13 protein-coding genes, 1 pseudogene and 1 riboswitch are annotated in these 21,499 nt (G+C 65.5%); of the genes and pseudogenes, 6 read left to right on the top strand and 8 right to left on the bottom strand.

Annotated features, from left to right (window positions below):
• Positions 1-148: 148 nt before the first annotated feature.
• The 4 genes and pseudogenes from FLG15_RS15170 to FLG15_RS15185 all read right to left on the bottom strand — a co-directional run bounded on the left by FLG15_RS15170 (position 149) and on the right by FLG15_RS15185 (position 11,326).
• Positions 149-3,719: pseudogene (locus FLG15_RS15170) on the bottom strand (hybrid sensor histidine kinase/response regulator).
• 201 nt (positions 3,720-3,920) lie between these two features.
• A complete protein-coding gene (locus FLG15_RS15175) occupies positions 3,921-7,448 on the bottom strand; it encodes a sensor histidine kinase (protein ID WP_150147700.1) in 3,528 nt (1,175 codons plus the stop codon).
• 59 nt (positions 7,449-7,507) lie between these two features.
• Positions 7,508-7,687: a hypothetical protein gene (locus FLG15_RS15180; RefSeq protein WP_057679376.1), complete on the bottom strand. Its 180-nt coding sequence runs from the start codon at positions 7,685-7,687 to the stop codon at positions 7,508-7,510.
• 63 nt (positions 7,688-7,750) lie between these two features.
• Entirely contained in the window at positions 7,751-11,326 is a 3,576-nt protein-coding gene (locus tag FLG15_RS15185; protein WP_150146690.1) for a hybrid sensor histidine kinase/response regulator, read from the bottom strand.
• A gap of 96 nt (positions 11,327-11,422) precedes the next feature.
• Here FLG15_RS15185 and FLG15_RS15190 point away from each other — a divergent pair, with 96 nt between their 5' ends.
• From FLG15_RS15190 to FLG15_RS15200, 3 genes are read left to right on the top strand one after another with little or no spacing between them, the layout of a single operon-like run.
• The gene (locus FLG15_RS15190) at positions 11,423-12,085 is read left to right on the top strand and encodes a YceI family protein (RefSeq protein ID WP_057679378.1); all 663 of its coding nucleotides are present in this window, start codon (positions 11,423-11,425) and stop codon (positions 12,083-12,085) included.
• Positions 12,082-12,645, top strand: coding sequence for a cytochrome b (locus tag FLG15_RS15195; protein ID WP_057679379.1), 564 nt, complete (start codon positions 12,082-12,084; stop codon positions 12,643-12,645). The genes FLG15_RS15190 and FLG15_RS15195 overlap by 4 nt, the downstream gene beginning before the upstream one ends.
• A 9-nt stretch (positions 12,646-12,654) precedes the next feature.
• Entirely contained in the window at positions 12,655-13,224 is a 570-nt protein-coding gene (locus tag FLG15_RS15200; RefSeq protein WP_003490276.1) for a YceI family protein, read from the top strand.
• Positions 13,225-13,371: 147 nt separating this feature from the next.
• Here FLG15_RS15200 and FLG15_RS15205 read toward each other — a convergent pair whose 3' ends face one another.
• Positions 13,372-13,611, bottom strand: a complete 240-nt coding sequence (locus FLG15_RS15205) for a glutaredoxin family protein (RefSeq protein WP_017157852.1) — start codon at positions 13,609-13,611, stop codon at positions 13,372-13,374.
• Positions 13,612-13,698: 87 nt separating this feature from the next.
• On the opposite strand from FLG15_RS15205, the gene FLG15_RS15210 reads away from it, so the two are divergent.
• The gene (locus tag FLG15_RS15210; RefSeq protein ID WP_017157853.1) at positions 13,699-15,081 is read left to right on the top strand and encodes an L-serine ammonia-lyase; all 1,383 of its coding nucleotides are present in this window, start codon (positions 13,699-13,701) and stop codon (positions 15,079-15,081) included.
• A 390-nt stretch (positions 15,082-15,471) separates the two neighbouring features.
• Positions 15,472-16,755, top strand: coding sequence for a glycoside hydrolase family 18 protein (locus tag FLG15_RS15215; RefSeq protein ID WP_150146693.1), 1,284 nt, complete (start codon positions 15,472-15,474; stop codon positions 16,753-16,755).
• 140 nt (positions 16,756-16,895) lie between these two features.
• On the opposite strand, the gene FLG15_RS15220 is transcribed toward FLG15_RS15215, so the two are convergent.
• From FLG15_RS15220 to metX, 3 genes are read right to left on the bottom strand one after another with little or no spacing between them, the layout of a single operon-like run.
• Positions 16,896-17,984, bottom strand: coding sequence for a homoserine dehydrogenase (locus tag FLG15_RS15220; RefSeq protein WP_209228182.1), 1,089 nt, complete (start codon positions 17,982-17,984; stop codon positions 16,896-16,898).
• A complete protein-coding gene (locus FLG15_RS15225; RefSeq protein ID WP_057679812.1) occupies positions 17,981-19,198 on the bottom strand; it encodes an O-succinylhomoserine (thiol)-lyase in 1,218 nt (405 codons plus the stop codon). The genes FLG15_RS15220 and FLG15_RS15225 overlap by 4 nt, the downstream gene beginning before the upstream one ends.
• Positions 19,195-20,226: a homoserine O-succinyltransferase MetX gene (metX, locus tag FLG15_RS15230; RefSeq protein WP_150146696.1), complete on the bottom strand. Its 1,032-nt coding sequence runs from the start codon at positions 20,224-20,226 to the stop codon at positions 19,195-19,197. Before metX ends, FLG15_RS15225 begins: the two co-directional genes overlap by 4 nt.
• Positions 20,227-20,296: 70 nt before the next feature.
• A riboswitch (SAM riboswitch) is annotated at positions 20,297-20,418 on the bottom strand.
• A 127-nt stretch (positions 20,419-20,545) separates the two neighbouring features.
• On the opposite strand from metX, the gene FLG15_RS15235 reads away from it, so the two are divergent.
• Positions 20,546-21,451 carry a M23 family metallopeptidase gene (locus tag FLG15_RS15235; RefSeq protein ID WP_150146698.1) on the top strand — a complete coding sequence of 302 codons (906 nt, stop codon included), beginning with the start codon at positions 20,546-20,548 and terminating at the stop codon, positions 21,449-21,451.
• Positions 21,452-21,499 lie beyond the last annotated feature (48 nt).

Genomic DNA, 21,499 nt, shown 5'->3' on the forward strand with positions numbered 1-21,499 from the left:
TGCGACCCGGTTGGCAGGCACCTGCAGCGCGCTTTCGCCTGCCCAGACCATCGCGACCCGCATCGCTGTTCGAGCAGCCCAACAGCGGACCGACGCGCCGCATGACACCTGAGTGCCTGCTCCGGTGACAGGGCATGCGCATGGCGTGTTAGCGCTTGCTGCGTAACGCGTCGGCAATGGTGGCGGCCAGCATGTCGCCAGTGAGCGGCTTGCGCAGGAAGGTATCGAAGCCCGCTTCCTGCGCGCTTGGTTCGGCGACCTCGTCGGCGCGTGCCGTCACGGCGATCAACGGCATGTCGTAACCGAAGACGCGCAGTTGCCGCGCCAGCGCGAAGCCATCCAGCCCAGGCAGATCCAGATCCAGTAACGCCAGGTCGAACGTATTGTCGGCCGCTTCGGTCAACGCCGCCAAGCCATGCGGAGCATGCACCACCGAATGCCCCTGCGCTTGCAGCAGCCCGACGATGACCTCGGCGATGGTCGGGTCGTCTTCCACCAGCAGGATGCGCTGCGGTTCGACCGCAGTATCGGCATGTCCGGGTTCGCCACCGATTGCGGCGTTGGAGGCCACCCAGCGCAGCGGCAAATCCACCACAAAACGCGTCCCGGCACCGAGCCGGCTGATCACCTCGATCTGCCCGCCCATGGCGATGGCCAGCTCCTGGCAGATCGCCAAGCCCAGACCACTGCCGCCGTAGCGCGAGGTGGTTCTGGCGCCATCGCCCTGCTCGAAGCGTTGGAACAGCCGCGCTTTCTGCTCGGCGTTGATGCCGGGCCCGGTGTCGGCCACTTCAAAGCGCAGGCCCTGATAGGAACCGAGCGTGGTCAACTTCAAACCAACTACGCCACGCTCGGTGAACTTGATCGCGTTATTGAGCAGATTGAGCAGGATCTGCCGGATGCGGGTGCAATCGCCACTGGCAGTGATATCGCCGAGCAGCCCGATTTCCAGGCTGAAGCGCAGGCCCCGCTCCTGCGCCAGTGGCGCCATCAACGCCTCGACCTCGGCCACCAGCTGACGCACCGAAAACGGCTCCAGCTCCAGCTCCAGCCGTCCGGATTCGATGCGCGCAAGATCCAGCGCATCGTTGACCAGCCGCAACAAATGCGCGCCGGCGCGGCGGATCGACTCGGTGTAACTGCGCTGTTTGAGATCCAGCGAAGTCTTGAGCAGCAGCTCACTCATGCCCAGGGCACCCGTCATCGGCGTACGCACTTCATGGCCCAGCGTCGCCAGAAAACGCGTCTTGGCCAAAGACGCCTGCTCGGCCACTTCCTGTTTGTGCACCGCAAGCTGCCAGGCATTCAAGCGACGCAACCGACGGCGGTACAACAAGATAGCTGCAGCAATCACGCATAACGTCAGCAAGGCAAGCAGGCTTAAACCCCACGGCGACAGCCACCATGGCGGCAACACCTGAAAACGTAATGTCTGGCTCGCCGACCAGATTCCGTCTGCAGTACGCCCCTGCACTTCCAGCGTGTAACGGCCAGAAGGCAGACGCGAAAACAGGCGCTCGCCACTGGGCCCGACATCGATCCAGTCCGGGTCGTAGCCGCTCAGACGGAAGCGGTAGCTGTTGGATTCGGAGTCGGCGAAGCTGAGCAGGCGCGCGACGATATGCAAGTCACGGTCGCCGTCCTGCATGACCAAAGAAGTGACATGACTCAGATCCAGCCCGCTCTCGCCGCGACGTAGACCCACACGTTCGATCACCAACGGCACCCGATGATCATTCGGCTTGAGTTCGGCAGGATCGAAGATGACCAGGCCATCCGGCGTCGCGCCGACGATCATGCCCTTGGACGACTGCACCAAAGACCGCGCAACGAATTGCGGATTGGGCAGGCCGTCATGAACCCCGAACACGCGCACGCCCCGCGTGGCAGGGTCCACGCGAATCAGGCCACGCATACTGGACAACCAGGCAACACCGTCGTGGTCGACCACCAGTCCCTGTGGCGCAAGCGCAGGGGAAGTTCTGCTCGGGCCCCACTGTATCTAGATGTTGAAGGGCGCCGTTCTTCCATAAATAGCGATGCAGCTTCCCTAGCCCGGCAAACCAGGCGATCTCATTGTCGCTGAAGCGAAACGCGAAAATCGATTCGTCGGGCGCGCCGGCGATGCGCTCGAAGCGCGCAACCGACGCGTTCCAGCGCTGCAGACCACGATTACTCGCCAGCCAAAGCGTTCCGTCCGGCCCAGCCTGCAGGTCGTACACCACCAGATCTGCTGCAAGGCCATGCGTTCCGCGCAGCATGGTGCGCAGCAAGCGACCTTGTTCGTCCCGCTCTTGTAGCCCCAGCGTGGCATGGACCCAGATGTGACCATCGGCGGTCTGCTGGAGCGATTCCAGGGAAGCGTCCAATGTCGCGTCCTGTGCAGCGGCGCCCGAGCCGCTTGCGGCAGCCTTCCAGCGCTGCACCTGGCCAGTGGCGGAATCAAAGCGCACCAGCTCGGCAAACTGACCGATCCAGACGTTCCCCTTGCGATCCTCCAGCACGCTATTGGACCAGCTAGCGGACCCCAGGGTGGGCAATACACGCTCGATCTTGCCAGTGGCAGGATCTACGCGTTCGAGCACGCCGGAGGTCCCCACCAACCACATCCGGCCATCGTACGATTTTGCGGTGCCCTGGATCGCCAGGTTGCCACCTTGGCCGCCGTCGTCCATGTAGTTGAAAACTACCGCGAAACGACGCCAGTTCGAGGGGAGATGCCAGAGCCCGCCGTTGGGGCTGGCAAACCATACACCGCCCTCGCGATCCTGATATGCCGATTCCCAGTTGGGACGAATGCGCCCGTGCGCAGACAGACTGTACAGGGGGACGTTGCGCACCTCCGCACCAGTCGTATGACCTAGGCCGGCCAGGGTATCCAGCCAATAGCTGCCATCCTGGTCGCGCAACAACACGCCCAACACCGGATATTCTGCAGGCGCCTGCCAACGGTGCGGACTGAGATGACCAGTTGGATCGCGTCGAAACAGCTTGTCGTCGCTGGTGCCGATCCAGATGCTGCCATCGGCATCGGCAGTTAGCCGGGTGATGATCTGTGCGGTGCCATCCGGAAATGCCTGTCGCTCGAAATCCTTGCCCGTCCAATGCGCAGCACCATCGGCGGTACCGATCCAGAGTGTGCCGCGGGTATCGACATCGAGCCGATAGATCGCATTGTCGGGCAGGCTGCGCGGGTCGTCGTTCCGATGTACGAAATGGTCCAGCGAACCATCCGAGCGCAGCCGGTATAGCCCACTCATTTCAGTGCCGAACCATATGCTGCCGTCGTCGGTGGACTTGATATTCCAGATCGCAACGCCGCGAAGTTCCGGATAGCGCGCACCATCATAGAAGGTGAACTGATGGCGTGCGGGGTCCAGCATCGCAAGGCCTGCCATGCCGGTTCCGATCCAGACCCGGTTGCGCTTGTCGACGTGAACCGCCCAGATCTGGTTGTCGCGCAAACCGTCTTCGATGCGCCAGATACGGAAGTTTCGCCCGTCGTAACGCGCTAACCCATCGCTGCTGGCCAGCCACAAATACCCATTGGCATCCTCATCGAAGCCATACACCACGTTGGATGGCAGTCCGTCGGCCACGGTCAGCTGCCGCGGCTGCGGCAAGACCGGCACGCCGGCCAGCGCAAGGCTCGGCCAGCCTGACACGACGGCCAGGCAAAGCAGGAATAGAGCCCGCGTAACCAAGGCTTGCAGCGGCATGCGACGACTGGGGTGTTGTGGTGATAGCAGCATGCACTCGATGTCCTTTGCACGCATAGTGCGGACCTCGCCTGATGCTGGCAACACACATAGGCGCGCCAATGGTGATCGGTTGCAGCAGCTGGGCGGATACGGGGTCTTTAAATGATTCGATGCGAACGAGCATCGGGATCGTCAACACATCGGACCCTTACATGCAGGCTAGGCCGTCGCCTGCATGCCGGCGCCCGCGCGCGCAGCCGTCATCGCTTCCACCAGCAGATCGGCAGTGACCGGTTTGCGCATAAAGCCGTCGAAGCCTGCGGCCTTCGCCTGGGTCTGCGCGGCGCTGTCGGCCCGTGCCGTGACTGCCAGCAGCGGGAAGCGGTGGCCAAGCTGGCGCAGCTGCGATGCCAGGGCAAAGCCGTCCAGCCCGGGAAGATCCAGATCCAGCAGCGCGATGTCGAACCCGCCATCCACCGTTTCCGACAATGCAGCCAGCCCATGTGCGGCATGCACGACGCGGTGGCCTCGGTTGGTCAGCAAGCCGCTGATCACCTCTGCCACGGTGGGGTCGTCTTCCACCAGCAGGATGCGCAGCGGCTCGCCTGCAAGCGGCTGGACCTGACCGGCAGCGATGCGCGTGCCGGAGCGGTCGAGCGGCAAGGGCAGATCCACGGTGAACTGTGTGCCGACGCCAAGCCGGCTGCGCACTCGGATTCGGCCCTTCATCGCCACGGTGAGTTCCTGGCAGATCGCCAGCCCGAGCCCGCTGCCGCCGTAGCGCGAACTGGTGCGCGCACCCTCGCCCTGTTCGAAGCGCTGGAACAATCGCTTCTGCTGTTCCGACCCGATGCCAGGACCCGTATCGCGCACTTTGAAGCGCAGGGCGTCGCCGTGCTGGCTAACGGTGAGCGACACCTCGCCGCGTTCGGCAAACTTGATCGCATTGCCCAGCAGGTTGATCAGGATCTGACGCACTCGCGTCGCATCGCCCACGACCATCACATGCGTGGAAAGCCGATTGCGGTACTTAAAGCACAGGCCGCGTGCCTCAGCGATGGGATGCATGAAATCAGCCAGTTCCTGGGCGAGCTGCGCGGGATCGAAGGGCTGCTGTACCAGCTCCAGTTTGCCGGCCTCGATGCGTGCCAGATCCAGTGCATCGTTGACCAAGCGCAGCAGATGCGTGCCGGCCTTGCGGATCGCATCGACATATCTGCGCTGCGTGGCATTGAGCGACGTGGCCAGCAGCAACTCGCTCATGCCCAGCACGCCGGTCATGGGTGTACGCACTTCGTGGCCAAGCGTGGACAGGAAATGCGATTTGGCGATCGATGCCTGCTCGGCGAGCTGTTGCCGTTGCTGTGCCAGCACCCACGCCTGCTGCCGCCGCACGCGCTTTCGCCAGGCCCACATACCCAGGTACAGCAGCAGCATGCAGAGCGCTGCCGCCACCAATTGCGCGGCCGTGCTCAACCACCACGGCGGCCGTACCTTCAGTTGCAACACCGGTGCGGTGACCCAGTCGCCATCGCCGGCGCGCGCCTGGACCTCGATGCGGTAGTCGCCAGGCGGCAATCGCGAGATCACGCGCTCGCCGCTGGCACCCTGCTCCACCCAACGTTCGTCGTAGCCATTGACACGGTAGCGGTAGTGCGCGGAGGTCGGATCGACAAACGACAACAGCCGTGCACTGATACGCAGATCGCGATCGCGCGCTTGCAAGATCACCGGCGCGTTGTGGGCAACCGTCTGCGGGCGCTCGGCATCGTTGCGCCGCACCTGCACCGATTCGATCACCAGGCGGGCCAGCGGCGCAGGCGCAAAAGGCCGTGACGGATCGAACAACACGATGCCGCTGGTCGTCAGCGCCAGCACCTGCCTGTTGGGGCCAATGGCCGGCGGACGCATCGAGAACTCGCTGTCTGGCAAGCCGTCGCGTGGACCGAACCGACGTACCTGCGGCTGGCCGCGCTTGTAGGCGAACAGACCTCGCGAGGTGGTGGCCCAGACCGTGTCGTCGCCGCCCAGCGCCAGGCCGCGTATCTCGGTAGAAGGCAGGCCGTGTTCGTGCCCGACCCGCTCCAGCAGGCGCGCCTGCTGCCCGTTCCAGCCGTAGCGCTCCAGCGCACCGGAACGCCCTACCCAGAACTCGCGCGACGAAACGAAGGCCAGCGCGTAGGCTTCATGATTGGCGTCCTTGACCACTGCGCGAAATCGTTCGCCCTGCCAGACCCACACACCGTCACCGGCTGCGACCCAGGCCGTGCCATCCGGGCGCACCGTCAGTTGCTGCACCATGCCACCGACCTCACTGAGATCGGTGCCGAAGCGGAACGTGCCCAGCAGCCGCCCATCGGCGGCACGTCGTTGCACGCCACCTTCCACGATCGACACCCAGAACTCGCCATCGATGCCGGGTGTCATCAGTTCCACCCGATGCGTTGCGGAAACACCGATCTGCATCGCGAGCTTCTGTTGCTGGCCGGTCGCCGGGTCATAGCGCGTCACGCCATCGCGCAGCGCGATCCACAAACTGCCGCCCCCGGCCGGCAGCACCGACTGCACGGTGCCGCCGCCCAAGGCATCGCTGTGCAGGACCGGCACCAGTTCACCGTCATTGCCGAGCCGGTAGACGCCTTCGCCGGTCGTCAACAGAAAGCTGTCGCCATCGGCCGCAGCGTTGACCAGATACAAGCTCTCCAGCGGCTTGCCCTGGGTCTGGAAAATGGTGGAAAACCGCCGCCAATCCGGCGGCAAATACGCCACGCCCTGCGAAATCAGTCCGAGCCATAGCCCGCCCTGGCGATCCTGCATCGCATCGAGTACACCGCTATGCGCGGTGAGGAAGCCGCTGCCGCGATCGCCTTCCATCAGGCGCAGCGTGGTGTCTCCCGGCGCCACCCGGAAAAATCCGTCGGCTGCACCAACCCAGTAGCCGCCGTGCACATCGTGTACCACGGTAGCGGCACGTAGGGCATCGGCCCCGCTCCAGGGCGCGCGTTCCAGCGCACCGGCAGGCGTCACCCTGCACACGCCCTTGCTGGTCCCGACCCACATCGTACCGTCGGCATCCTTGCTGAGCTTGAAAACCGTCGCGCTTAGTCGGTCTGGCGCGATGCGCACGAAGCGCTCGCCGTCGCGCATCACCAACCCGCTATCGGTGCCGATCCATAGCCGGCCGCGCGCATCGGTCACCAGGCTCATGATGGTGTTGCTGGGCAGTCCGTCCGCCGCATCCGGCGTGGCACGGAACGCCGTCACCCGACCATTCTCTTCGCGCCGGCAGAGCCCGGCGCTGCTGGTTCCTATCCAGATCGCATCCTGGGCCTGGGCCAGCGCCCAGACCTGCCCATCGCATGCGGTGCCAACGTCGGGAAATGGCGTAAATGCCGAGCGCGCCGCATCCAGCATGCTCGGTGGCGAGCCGTTGATGCCAACCCATATCCGGTCGCGATCATCGACCAACAGCGTTTCCACTTCGTTGCCCGGAATCGAACTGGCGACATGCGGATCGTGCTGCCATACCTGCAAACCGATGCCGTCGTAGCGCGCCAGGCCATCGCTAGTCGCCGCCCAGACATAGCCTTGCCGATCCTGGGCCAAGGCCAGCACCATGCGCGAAGGCAGGCCTTCGGCACCACCGAAGCGGCGCATGCGCGGAGTCTCGATCTGATTCACCGCCGCCGCATCCACGCTGCTCAACAGCAAGAGCACGGCCAGCATCGACAACAGCACGTCCTTCATCGTCATCCCTGTCCCCATCGCCGCGTGTGCACCCAGGCGCTCCTTGCTGGGACTGCACTTTACCCGCTACGCGGCAGTGATTGGTTGCGCCAAGTGTCTCGCCCCTTGGCAAAGTTGCCGGTCTGCTGATCGCTACGACCGGGCCGGCATGCGACCACTGCCCGGCCGGCCAATGCGGCAGCTACCTGCGTGCACGCCACTGATTGCGGCGTACGCAGTGCCGGTTTGCCGTCTGCCATGTGGAACCAAGACAGCGCCAGCGCCAGGCTGCTGTCGCGTCCTCGCCGGGCTTGCCCCTGGACCTACGCGTCGCCGGCCTCGCGATCGCGCTGGCCATCATCGGCATCGGCAAGCACCCGCGCCAATGCCTGTGCCAGCAAGTCGCCCGTGACCGGTTTGCGCAGGAAGCCATTGCAGCCGGCGGCCATCGCCTGCGGTTCGGCATCGGTGTCGGCACGTGCGGTCACCGCCACGATCGGGAAGCGCACGCCGCGCGCGCGCAACTGCGCTACCAGCGCCGCGCCGTCGAGGCCGGGCAGATCCAGATCGCACAATCCTGCATCGAAATTGCGCGTACTTACCTCTGCCAGCGCGGCAAGACCATGCAGTACATGCGTAACGTGATGCCCGCGCGTCTGCAGCAGGCCCACGATCACCTGCGCCACGGTCGCATCGTCCTCGACCAGCAGCAACTGCAACGGCGCTTGCTCACGCAGCGACGGGGCGCGCACCGCAGGCGCCATGACCGCAGGTAACGTGGACACCCAGTGCAACGGCAGCTCGACCACAAAACACGCGCCCTGACCCAGCGCACTGGTGACCGTCACCGCGCCGCCCATCGCCGCCGCAAGTTCGCAGCAGATCGCCAGCCCCAGCCCACTGCCACCGTGCCGTGCCAGCGTGACCGCGCCTTCGGCCTGTTCAAAGCGCTGAAATAGGCGTCCGCGCTGCTCGGCGCTCATGCCTGGCCCGGTGTCGCGCACTTCCACGCGCAGACCCTGCCCGGTATGCAGCGGCAACGTGGTGACGCGCAGGTGCACGCTCCCGCGCTCGGTGAACTTCACCGCATTGAACAGCAGATTCAACAGGATCTGCTGTACGCGGCTGGCATCGCCATGCAATGCCGGCGGCAATGCATCGTCGAGCTCGCAATGGAAAGCCAGCTGCTTCTGCTCGGCACTCGGGCGTACCAGTTCCACCACCTGCCCGACCAACTGACGCAAGTCGAAATCGCGATAATCCAGCGGCAATTTGCCCGCTTCGATCCGGGCCAGATCCAATGCATCGTTGACCAGACGCAGCAAGTGCTTGCCGGCCAGCTGGATTGCGCTTGCATAGCCTTGCTGGCGACCATCCAATGGGGTCTGCAGCAGCAACTCGCTCATGCCCAGCACACCGGTCATCGGCGTGCGTACCTCGTGACCCAACGTTGCCAGAAAGCGCGTCTTGGCCAGCGATGCCTGCTCGGCCAACTCACGCTTGTGCTGCGCCAGCTGCCACTGCGCACGCATGCGGATACGTCGGCGATATGCAGCGGCCAGCAAGGCGCTCAACAGCAATCCGGAAAAACCTATCAGCGCAATCCCGATCTCGCTACGCCACCAGGGCGGCCTCACCGAAAATTGCAGCGAACGCACCTGCGAGCGATTGCCCAGCGGGTCGATGCCCTGCAGCGCAAGCTCATAATTGCCGGCAGGCAGGCTGGCGAATTCGCGGATGCCGGTGTTGCCTATCGTCTGCCAGTCCGTATCGAAGCCTTTCAGGAAGCTGCGATACCGATTGGACAGCGGGTCGCTGTACGACAGCAGGCGGCTGACGATCTGCAGCTGGCGGTCCTCGGGGCCCAGCTGGAACGGGCGGTCCATGGGCAAGGCGATGCGTGCGCCATTGCGCAGCACGCTGACATGTTCCAGCTGCAGTGCCGGCACGAACGGTGCAACATCCGGCATCGCGGTATCCAGCAGCACGGTTGAGCCATCGCTGGTTGCACCGATCAAGGTGTCGCCCGACGTCAACAGGCAATGCTGGATGAACTCCTGACTGGTGAGGCCATCGCGCGTGCCGATATTGCGTACCCGCGCCGGATGCACCGAGGGATCGATCCGCCAAAGCCCGCGCAGACTGGAAATCCAGACACGGCCACGCGGGTCGATCTGCATGGCAGAGGCATCGAACCCGCTCAGTCCATCCGCTTCGCCGACCTGACGGACGCGCTTCCAGCCGGCTGCGCGCTTTTGCCACTGCTCTGCACCGGAGGCGCGATACACCCAAAGCGTGTCCGCAGACTGGCTGGCAAATGCCTGGATCGGCGTCCCCTCGAGCCCTGCCACCGGCACGAAGCGGCCTGTCGCCTCGTCCCATGCGAACATGCCGCCCTCGCCGGCCACCCAGACGCGCCCGTCGGGTCCCTGGTCCAGCTGTTGGATGTCGATCGCGCGTAGGCCATGCAGGTCTTGTTGGGTCATCCGCTGCAAGACCTTGCCGGTGCGCAGGTCGCGCTGCTGCACCATGTCGATGAAGGCCATCCAGACGGTGTCGCCATGCTCCATGATCCATTCCGGCGCCGACAACGCCGATGACGGTTCGGGCCCATCGGACGGCCAGTGCACGAAGTCACCGGTACGCAGGTCCATCCGCGAAAGGCCAAAGGTCAGATTCCCCAGCCACACCCGTTGCAGGCGATCTTCCAATGCCGACACCAACTCCATCCCTTTGAGCTGCGGCGACTGCAGGCCTGTCTGGAACGAATCGCCGGTGCTCGGATCCACGCGCAACAGACGCCCCTGCGCATCGACCTGCCACAAGCCGCCTGAGCGCTTGGCAGGCGCCAGGTTGCAATAAATCGCATCGCCCATCGGCACCGCGGGCTTGAGCACGGCACTGCGCTTCCAGTCGGCCGGCAGATACCCAAGCCCGGTGCCATGCATGGGCACCCACAGGCCGCCATCGGCCGCCCCCATCAAGCCGATCACGTTACGCCGCGACAACGGCCCCTCCCCGCTCAAGGCGGGCACCGGTGGACGCTCTCCGCGCGTGCGCCACAACCCACGCCCGCTGCCCAGCCAGAATTCGCCATCCGGCGTTGCGACTGCGCCCCAGAATTCATTGCCATTGCCGAACATCGTTGACCAGGCAAGCGGCTGCCAGCGACCGTCGGCGCGCAGCACATGCAATCCCGATTCGCTTCCCAGCCACAAACGGTCCCCGGTCCACTGCAAACCGAAGACGGCCGCTTCCCGGTTCGGCTCGTCCGCGATGTACTGGCGGTGCAGTTGCTTGCCGTCGTAATAGGCCAGGCCATTGCTGGTGCCGATCCACAGGCGGTGCTGGTTGTCCACCGCCAGGTTCATGACCATGGCGTGATCCAGCGCGCCTTCGATCCCGCCCAGATTCACCGACGACATCCCTCCGCTGGCATCGATGCGCACCAGCGCACCGGTGGTGGTGCCGGCCCAGATGCCGCCATCGAACGCGGCGATGCTGAAGATCTCGCCGTCCTTCAACAATGGATAGTCTGCAGCGCGATAGTGAACAAAGCGCCTACGGCCGGCATCCAGCACGCTCAGCGTCTTGCCGCACCCCACCCAGACCCGGTCCAGCGCATCGATATGCAATGCCTGCACCGCGTTGCAGGGCAACGAGCCAGGGTCGGCCGGATCGTGACGCCAGGTCCTGAAGCCGGCGCCGTCGTAACGCACCAGACCGTCGAGCGTTCCAAGCCATAAATAGCCGGCGCGATCCTGGCTGATGGCGACCACCATCGTCGAAGGCAATCCTTCGCTGGGTCCCACGATCCGAAAGCGTGGCACTTCCGGAATCTTTGCCGCGCACGGCCAGATGGCCAACAACACGGCCAGCACCACGATGAGTACACGCATGGGGGAATCCTTTCCTCGTCCAGCCGGCATGCTCGCAACGGATCGTTGCGAGCGCAAGCCAAGCGCGCGTTGCCGGGATATGTCTAGAATCCGCCCATGACAATCCTCGCCCGCTTAGTGGTGTCCTCTGCCCTGGTCGCAACCAGTCTCGCCGCCACCGCTGCGCCAGCGCGGTATGCGCTGGATCCGGTGCATACCCGGGTGCTGTTCGCGGTGGAACATGCCGGCTTTTCCAAGGCATTGGGCACCGTTTCCGGAAGTAGCGGCACCCTGGTCTTCGACCCGGACGACTGGGCCGCCGCCCGTCTGGATGTCACCGTGCCGCTGCACCGCGCCGACCTGGGCGATGCCAAGTGGAACCAGGCCACCCTGGCACGCAACCTACTCGACGCCGAGCGCTTTCCCGACGCGCATTTCGTCTCCACGCACGTCGAGGCCAGCGGCGAAAACCATGCCAAGGTCACCGGTAACCTGACCCTGCACGGGGTCACCCGCCCGGTCACCCTGGACGTCACCCTCAACGCGCTCAAGCGTCACCCGCTGCCGCCGTTCCGCCGCACCGCCGGTTTCTCCGCCACCGCCACGCTGAGCCGTTCCGAGTTCGGGATTGATGCGTGGAAATCGATGATCGGCGACAGCGTGGAGTTGCGTATCGAAGCCGAAGCCGTGCGCGAAGGGCGCGCCGACGACGAGACGCCCGAGCCGCAGGCCGCACCCATCACGCCGGACACCGCCGCCAACCAGGAATCGGGAACATGAGCCTGAAGAACGTCGAACGCTGGGGCGGCGTCAGTCAGACCCTGCACTGGGTGATCGCCCTGCTGATCCTGGTGTTGGGCGTCGTCGGCCTGACCATGGGCGAACTGCCCAAGACCCCGAAATACTTCTGGGTATACACCGCACACAAGTCGGTGGGGCTGACTGTCCTGGCCTTGGTGATCGTGCGGCTGGGCTGGCGCATCTACGCCGGTGCACCGCCGCCGGTGGCCGGTACGCCGCGCTGGCAGGAGCGCATTGCCGGGTTCACCCACTGGCTGTTGTACGCCATGATCTTCGCCATGCCGCTGTCGGGCTGGCTGTACGACTCCACCAGCGGCCTGCGGCCGTTCCGCTGGTTCGGCCTGTTCAATGTGCCCAAGCTCAGCCCCCCGGACGAACAATTGCGCGCCATTGCGCACTTCATCCACGAATGGGGTTTCTGGCTGCTGATTGCCGTGGTACTGGCGCATGCCGGCGCTGCGTTTTACCACCACCTGTTCCAGCGCGACGCCACCCTGGCGCGGATGTTGCCGCGTGGCTGGCTGGCTCCCAAACCATAAGGATTTCCCATGTCGTCCAAGTTGTTTGTCTCTCCGATGCTGGTCGCCGCCTCGCTGGTTGCCACGTTCGCCGCCGCACCGGTGCTGGCCGCCGACTACGTGCAGGCGCCGGGCTCCAGCCTGGTTTTTGCCAGCAAGTACGACGGCGAAGTGTTCACCGGCAAGTTCCCCGGCTTCGACACCACGCTGAGTTTCGATCCGGCCAACCTGGCCGGGGCCAAACTCGACGTGCGCATCCCGCTGGCCAGCGCGGTCAGCGGCAACAACGACCGCGATTCCACCCTGCAGGGCCCGGATTTCTTCAATGTCGCCAAGTTCGCCACCGCGCGCTACCGCGCCGACAAGTTCCGCGCCCTGGGCGGCAACCAATACGCCGCCGATGGCACCCTGGAACTACGCGGCGTCAGCAAGCCGGTCACGCTGACCTTTACCTGGACACCCGGCGCGCAGCCGGTGCTGGCGGGCAAGGCCGTCGTCAAGCGGCTGGACTTTGGCGTGGGCGGTGGCGACTGGGCCGACACCAAGACCATTCCCAACGAAACCGCGATCAGCACCAAGGTCGTGTTGAAGGCGAAGTAACGCCACAGGCCGCACCGGACGCAGCCACTGAGCGGCGGACTACTCGTCGGGTCCGCCGCTTTTTTATGCCCGCACGGGGTGGGACAGCCAGCCGATGCTCACCGGCTGCGACACGGATTGCGGCCTCGGCACGTTGTCGCGCCGCGACTATCTCTCGGCGCCATTTTCGTCCAGCCATGCGCGCAAGCGCACGCGATCGAACGGCCAATCCAGCTCGCGTCCACGCGCATCGCGCAGCACCGGCACACGCGCGCCATAAACGGCCTCAAGCGTCGCGTCGTCGTCGATGAAAACGCTCTCGAAATCGCCTGCACGCGCCCGCGCCAGCACTTCCACGGCCTGGTCGCACAGATGGCAATCGTCGCGCTGGTACAGGGTCAGGGGCATCGGCCGGGCTCTCATGCTGCGCTGCAGCCGTGCCGCAAGCGCCGAACGACTAGAATAGCCGCCTTTACGCTCACCTCTCCGGCACGCATGGCTGTCAGCACGTTCGACCTGTTCAAGATCGGTATCGGTCCCAGTTCTTCCCACACCGTGGGGCCGATGCGCGCCGCCGAGCGCTTTGTGCATCGCTGGCTGCTCGATGCCGGGCGCCTGCAGGACGTGGTGCGCATCCGCGCCGAAGTGTTCGGTTCGCTCGCCCTGACCGGCCGCGGCCATGGCACCGACAAGGCGGTGTTGCTGGGGCTGGAGGGCCATCGCCCGAACCTGATCGACCCGGACATCATCCCCGCCACGCTGGAGCGCATTCGCACCAGCAAGCGCATCACCTTGATGGGCCAGCACGCCATCGTCTTCGACGAAAAGCGCGACTTGCCGATGAACAAGCGGCAGAAGCTGCCCTACCACACCAACGGCATGCGCTTTACGGCCTACGACGCCGACGAAGCCGTCATCGCCACACGCGACTACTATTCGGTCGGCGGTGGCTTTGTCGTCAACCAGGACGACGCTGCCGACGATCGCATCGTGGCCGACGAAACGCCGCTGCCCTACCCGTTCCTCAGTGGAGACGAACTGCTGGCGCAATGCGCGCGCAGTGGTTTGAGCATTGCCGCGCTGATGTTCGAAAACGAGAAGAGCTGGCGCAGCGAAGACGAGATCCGTGCTGGCCTGCGCGAACTGTGGAATGCGATGCAGTCCTGCGTAACGCGCGGCATCCGCGAAGAAGGCACGTTACCGGGCGGCCTGAATGTCTCGCGCCGCGCGCCAGCGCTGTACCGCGAATTGTCCTCCAAGCCGGAAGCGGCCATGCGCGACCCGTTGACCACGCTGGACTGGGTCAACCTGTATGCGCTGGCAGTCAACGAAGAAAACGCCGCCGGCGGCCGCGTGGTCACCGCGCCCACCAACGGCGCGGCCGGCATCATTCCGGCGGTGCTGCATTATTTCGACCGGTTCTGCGCGGGTGCCTGCGAACAACGCATCTTCGACTTCCTGCTCACCGCAGCGGCCATCGGCATTCTCTACAAGGAAAACGCCTCGATTTCCGGTGCAGAAGTCGGCTGCCAGGGCGAAGTGGGGGTGGCCTGCTCGATGGCCGCCGGCGGCCTGGTCGCCGCGCTTGGCGGCAACCCGGGGCAGATCGAAAACGCCGCGGAAATCGGCATGGAACACAACCTGGGCCTGACCTGCGATCCGATCGGCGGGCTGGTGCAGATTCCGTGCATCGAACGCAACGCCATGGGCGCGGTGAAGGCCATCAACGCCAGCCGCATGGCGATGCGCGGCGACGGCAAGCACAAGGTGTCGCTGGACAAGGTCATCAAGACCATGCGCGACACCGGCCGCGACATGCAGGACAAGTACAAGGAAACCAGCCGCGGCGGGCTGGCGGTGAACGTCATCGAATGCTGAGCAGCGTGCAGGGCGCCACGCACGCCCCGGCGGCACTGACCACGGCGTCGGCAGTCTCGCGGCCGCGTAACGACGACACCTGCTGAACACCTGCCGCCATGGCGATCTGTGACGTGTCTCGGCATTCTCGCCAGGTAGAACCAAACGCCCGCATGCACCGGAAGGAAGGTTCGCAAATCGGCAAATGACCGCGCAAATCGCGCCACTGCACGCTTGCCTGTCCAACGACGATCCAGGTTGGCACTTCGTTAACAACGACACGCCGGCCATCAGCCAGTTCCGAAATCGCGACACACAATCGGGGGATTCACCATGAAAGTGAACTGCGCTGTATCGGGGGCGTTGTCGTGCTGCCTCACCGTTCTGTCCGTCGTGCTGCCGGGTCATGCGATGGCATTGCCCAATCCCCCGTCCGCCGATGCGACCAATACGTCAACCGACACCCGCCACCGGCCACGTGCCGTCGACAAGCGCGTGATCGGCTACTTCACCCAGTGGGGCATCTACGGCCGCAATTATGTCGTCAAGGACATCCAGGCCAGTGGCGCGGCCGGCTATCTGACCCACATCAACTACGCCTTCGGCAACGTGCGCAACAATCGCTGCGAGGTCGGCGTCATCGCCCCGTCCGACCCGAATACCGGAGCCAGCGGCGACGCGTATGCGGACTACACCAAGGCGTTTTCCGCCGAACAAAGCGTAGACGGCGTGGCCGACACCTGGAACCAGCCCTTGCGTGGCAACTGGAACCAGTTGAAGAAGCTCAAGGCCGCCAATCCCAGGCTCAAGGTCCTGATCTCGCTGGGCGGCTGGAGCTGGTCGGGCGGCTTTTCCAGTGCTGCCCGCCCCGAGAACCGCAAGGCATTCGTCGCCTCCTGCATCGACGCCTACCTGAGCGGGAATCTGCCAGTCACCGACGGCGCCGGCGGCACCGCCGCGGCGGCCGGCGTATTCGATGGCATCGACATCGACTGGGAATATCCGGTGGCCTGCGGGCTGACCTGCGGCAGCCCGGAGGACCGGGAGAACTTCACCGCGTTGCTGGCCGAGTTCCGCCGTCAGCTCGACCAAGTGCGTCCCGGGCTGCTGCTGACCGTGGCCGTCGGCGCCAGCATCGACAAGATCCGCGTCACCGACCCCGGCCAGTACGCCCGTTTCGTGGACTACATCAACGTGATGACCTACGACTTCCACGGCGCCTGGGAGTCGCGCACCAATCACCATTCTGCGCTGTTTGGTTCGCCCGCAGATCCGTCTACCGGCGACCAGCGCCGCTACAACAGCAACGACGCTATGCAGGCCCTGCTCGATCGTGGCGTACCTGCCGCCAAGCTCAATCTCGGACTAGGCTTCTACGGCCGCGGCTGGACCAAGGTCGGCAACGCCAACGGCGGGCTGTACCAGAGCGGCAGCCCTGCGCCGGGAACGTACGAGAACGGCGTGGAGGACTACAAGGTGCTGCGCGGCCTGCCCGGCACCCACGCTGTCGATCCCTTGGCGCGTGCGCACTGGCTCTACGACGGTGCCACCTTCTGGAGCTACGACACCCCGGCACTGGTGGGCGAGAAGATGCGCTACGTCAAGGAACGCGGCCTTGGCGGCGCCTTCTTCTGGGAGTTCAGCGGCGACTACCAGGGCGAGTTGCTGCGGACCATCGGCAAGGGTCTGAAGTAACGCAATCGCCGCTGGCCCGAACCGCCCCCGCGAGCATCACGATGCCGGCCATGCGCCGGCATCGACTTCACTGCACGCACTGCAGCCTGTCAATCGCTAGCCCATGTCGCAACCGTGAAGGTGGCGCCACCGCGCCGTCATCAGCCGGCCACAATCCGCAGCACGTCATCCAGCAACGCGGCCGCGGTCACCTCGGCGCCTGCACCCGGTCCCTGGATCAACAGCGGCTGCGCGCGATAGCGGTCACTGCTGATCGCCACCCGGTTATCGGTCCCGGCACCGCCTGCCAACGGGTGATCCAGCGCCAGTTCGCGCAAACCCACGCTCGCTCCATGCGCGTCCACGCGACCGACAAAGCGCAGGCAACGCCCTGCAGCACGCGCCTGTTGCCAGCGCGCCACAACCACCGCATCCAGCGCGCCCAGCTGCGCATCCAAGGCGTCAAGCGGCAACCGTGCAATGCCTGCTGGCACCAGCGATTCCACATGTACCTGCTCGGCCTCCAGCTGCCACCCGGCGGCACGCGCCAGGATCAGCAGCTTGCGCCGCACATCCTCGCCGGACAGATCGATGCGTGGATCCGGCTCGGTATAGCCAGCCGCCACTGCTTCGCGCACGCAGGCGGAAAACGCGCCGCTGCCGTCGTAGCGATGAAACAGCCAGGCCAACGATCCGGACAACACGCCTTCGATCGAATGAATCTGGTCGCCGCCGGCCACCAGCGCGCGCACGCTGCTCAACACCGGTAGCCCGGCGCCCACAGTGGCGCTGTCGCCATAAGACGCGCCGCTGGCATGACGGGCCGCGTGCAGCGCCTGCGCACGCGACAACGCGGTGCCCTGGCCCAGTTTGTTGGCGGTGACCACATGCACACCGCGCTGCAACCATTCGGCATGCCAATCGGCCACGATATCGCTGGCAGTGGCATCCACCAGTACATCGCCGGCACGCAGTGCGGTGGTTTCTGCCCACGGCTGCAAGACCGCCTGCCCGCGCGGCGCCGCATTGGCGTGCTGCAGGGCCTGCTCGGCGCTGACGCCACAATCCTGCGCAACACGCGAATTGGCCAGCCAATCGAAGCACGGCAAGCGCAGTTGGCGCTGCTGCAGCGCGGTGTAGCGCGTCACGAAAGCGCGCCCCACGGTGCCGGTCCCCAGCAACGCCAGCCGCGGCGTGGGCGTCACTGCAGCGACCTGCGCGCGGCGCGAAACGGGCAGGACATTGCTCACGCGTCGACCTGTTTGCGGCTGGCGGTGGTCAGGGTCGCTTCGGCACGGGCCAGACCGGCGCGCAGATCGATCAGCAGATCGTCGGCCGACTCGATTCCGATCGACAAGCGCAGCAAGCCATCGGAAATGCCGGCTGCCGCACGCGCTTCGGCGGTCATTGCCGCGTGCGTCATCGAGGCCGGATGCGCGATCAGGCTTTCCACACCGCCCAGCGACTCGGCCAGGGTGAAGTAACGCAAGCCATCGACGAACGCACGCACGGCCGCTTCGCCGCCTTCCAGTTCGAAACTCATCATCGCCCCGAAGCCCTTCTGCTGGCGCGCGGCCAGCGCATGGCCCGGATGCGCCGCCAGCCCCGGGAAATACACCCGATTCACCACCGCATGCCCGTCCAGCAGCGCGGCGATGGCATCGGCGTTTTCCTGATGCACGCGCAGCCGCGCATCCAGCGTGCGCAGACCGCGCAAAGTGAGGAAAGCATCGAATGGCGAGCCGGTCAGGCCCAATGCATTGGCCCACCACACCAATTGCTGATGCAGCTGGGCATCACGCGCCACCACTGCACCGCCCACCACATCGCTATGGCCGTTGATGTACTTGGTGGTGGAATGCAGCACCAGATCGGCGCCGAAATCCAGCGGCTTCTGCAGCGCCGGCGACAGGAAGGTGTTGTCCACCACGGTCAATGCACCGACCTTCTTTGCCGCTTCGATGACGAAGCGCAGGTCGGTGATGCGCAGCAGCGGATTGGACGGGGTTTCGATCAACACCAGCTTGGGCGACTGCGCCAAGGCATCGGCCAGCGAACGCGGATCGATCAGATCAGCGGTGATCAGCGCGAAATGGCCCTTCTTGGCCAACGCATTGAACAGGCGCCAGCTGCCGCCGTACGCATCGTGCGGCACCACCAGCGTATCGCCGGGTTGCAGCACCGCGTTGAGCACCAGATTGATCGCGCCCATGCCGGTGGAGGTGATCACCCCGCCCGCGCCGCCTTCCAGTTCGGCCAGCGCTTCGCCCAACAGGTCGCGGGTCGGATTGCCGCTGCGGGTGTAGTCGTACTGGCGCTTGTTGCCGAAACCATCGAACGAGAAATTCGACGACAGCACGATCGGCGGGGTCACTGCGCCGTAGGCGGTGTCGCGATCGATACCGGCACGCACGGCGGCGGTGGCGGCAGTACAGGGGGCGTCGGTGGGGTCACGAAAGCTCATGCGGTTTCTCCGGTGCTGCGAAGGGCGGTAGTGAGGATGGCGTCGATGCGATCGATTTCTTTCAGGAAGGCGTCGTGCCCGTACGGCGAGCGCAACACGCGCAGGCTGCCGCGCGGGCCAAGGCCTTCGACCAGGCTGACCATGTCGGCCAGCGGCACCAGGCGGTCGCCCTCCACCGCCACCACGACGGTAGGCACGCGCACATGCGCGGGGTCGATGCGATGCAGGTCGATGGATTCGGACAGGCGCAGATACGCATTTACCGGCGTGCGCGCCACGTACTGCGCCCCGGCGGCGTCCAGATAGTCCTCGGCCGCCACCCGCACGCGGCCATTGATCACTTCCGGCGGCGCATCGAAGCGCTCGCTGAATTCTTCCGGCGTGCGGTAGCTGAGCATGGCGAACTGCCGCGCCAACGCCAGGCCATGCTGCTCTGCGCACTGCAGCTGGCCCAGCGCCACCGCGCGGCGTTGCAGGGCGCGCCAGGCCGCGGCGTATGGGTGCGCGCGGTGCGCGCCGCTCACCGCGACCAGGGCGCCTACTCGGGCCGCGTGGCGAATTGCGAACTGCAAGCCCACCAGCGCACCGTAGGAATAGCCGACAAAGCCGTGCAAGCGCCCGATGCCCAGCGCGTCCAGCAAGGCGGCAATCGCATCGGCCTGGTCGGCGGTATCGATGGGCGCGTCCAGATTGCCGTCGGCACCGAGAAAATCGAATGCCAGCAGGCGGCGCGCGGCAGGATCCAGCGCGCGGCCACTGCCGACCAGCCCATCCACCCAGCCCTTTTCGGGGAACAGGTTGCTGGCGGCCAGATGGCGGTATGCGGAGATGCCACCGGCCACGAACACCACCGGCGCAGTGGCCGCGCCGATCAGCTCATAGCGCAGCTGCAGCTCGCGCATGCCGGCATGGCGCATCGGCAGGGCGATGACGAGTTCGCCGCGCACGGCAGTGAAGCCGTCGTCGCTGCTGGCGGGGGTTTCGACGAAATCGTTGGTAGACGGCGATGCTGTATTCACGAGGCTCATGGCGGTATCCAGGGTGGATCGGCCATCGAGCTTCGCGGAGCTCGCGTTCGACGTGCGCAAGGCACGATTCGAACCATCTTTCGGCGGACGCGGAGGTCCCCGCAGGATTTGGCACCAAACGCGGACGCTTAACGCGTTCCGCTGGCTGCCCCGGCATCAAAGGGCCTGTCCCTCCGCCGGTCTCGATGGTGAGGCTAAGATGCCACCGGCTTTTTACGATGTCAATCTCTTCATGCGGATGGAAAGATATATTTTCATCCGATACCACTCCTCTCGACGCTGGGCCGCATACTTGCGCCCCCTTGCTCGAGTCGATGGCGTGCCCTATCACGTGTCTCGCACTGCTCTGCCCGCCTTGATCGCGGCATGCGTCTTGCTGCCGGCATGGGCACCCGCGGCATACGCACAACCGCCTTGGCATTGGCCCGGCGCTGCGCAGCACTCGCCCCAGGCACGCAACGCACAACCCGCGACTGCGGCCACAGGCACTGGCGCCTCGCTACAGCTGGAATGGCAGGCGCCGGTGTATCTGGCCTGGGTCGCCAATCCGCTGGCCGGCCCTGCGCAACTGCGCCTGAGCGCACCGCCCAGCGAGGATTACCGCGCCGTGCTGCAATTACCGCTGACGCTCAAGTTGGCCGCACACAAGCGCCGCCTTGTCGCCCGGCGGTATCCGGCCAGCAACCAGCGCACCCTGGGCGGCTTCGGGCTCACGCTCGAGGTGGTGCCGGGCGATCCAAGCGCCGCCCCGCAGCCAGTGCGTTATCAATTGCCCTTCCACAACGTGCCGGTGCAGGTGGCGCAGGGCTTTGGCGGGCAATTCAGCCACGCCGATCCGCCCAACTGGTATGCGGTGGACTTCGCCATGCCGCAGGGCACGCCGGTGCTGGCAGCGCGCGAGGGCGTGGTCATGGAAGTGCAGCGCGATGTCCTCGACAGCGCCCCGAACGACCCCGCCGCTGGCGGCGGCAACTTGGTGCGCGTCCTGCATGCCGACGGCAGCATGGCCCTGTACGCCCACTTGGCGCCCGACGGCGTGGCCGTGCGACCTGGCCAGGCGGTGCGCACCGGCGAGCGGCTTGGCGCCTCAGGCAATACCGGCTTCAGCACCGCGCCGCACCTGCATTTTGCGATCCAGCGCAATGCCGACATGCAGTTGCTCTCGCTGCCGTTCCGCATGCTCGGCCCGCAGGGCGAGCTGCAGTTTCCATCGCCGGCGCCCTGACCGCCGCCGGCCCGACCGAGGTCCGGCGCCCAGATCGCCGAGCCCCGC

It is taken from the genome of Xanthomonas phaseoli pv. dieffenbachiae (genome assembly GCF_008639345.1).
In the GTDB taxonomy this organism is placed as follows: Bacteria; Pseudomonadota; Gammaproteobacteria; order Xanthomonadales; family Xanthomonadaceae; genus Xanthomonas; species Xanthomonas phaseoli.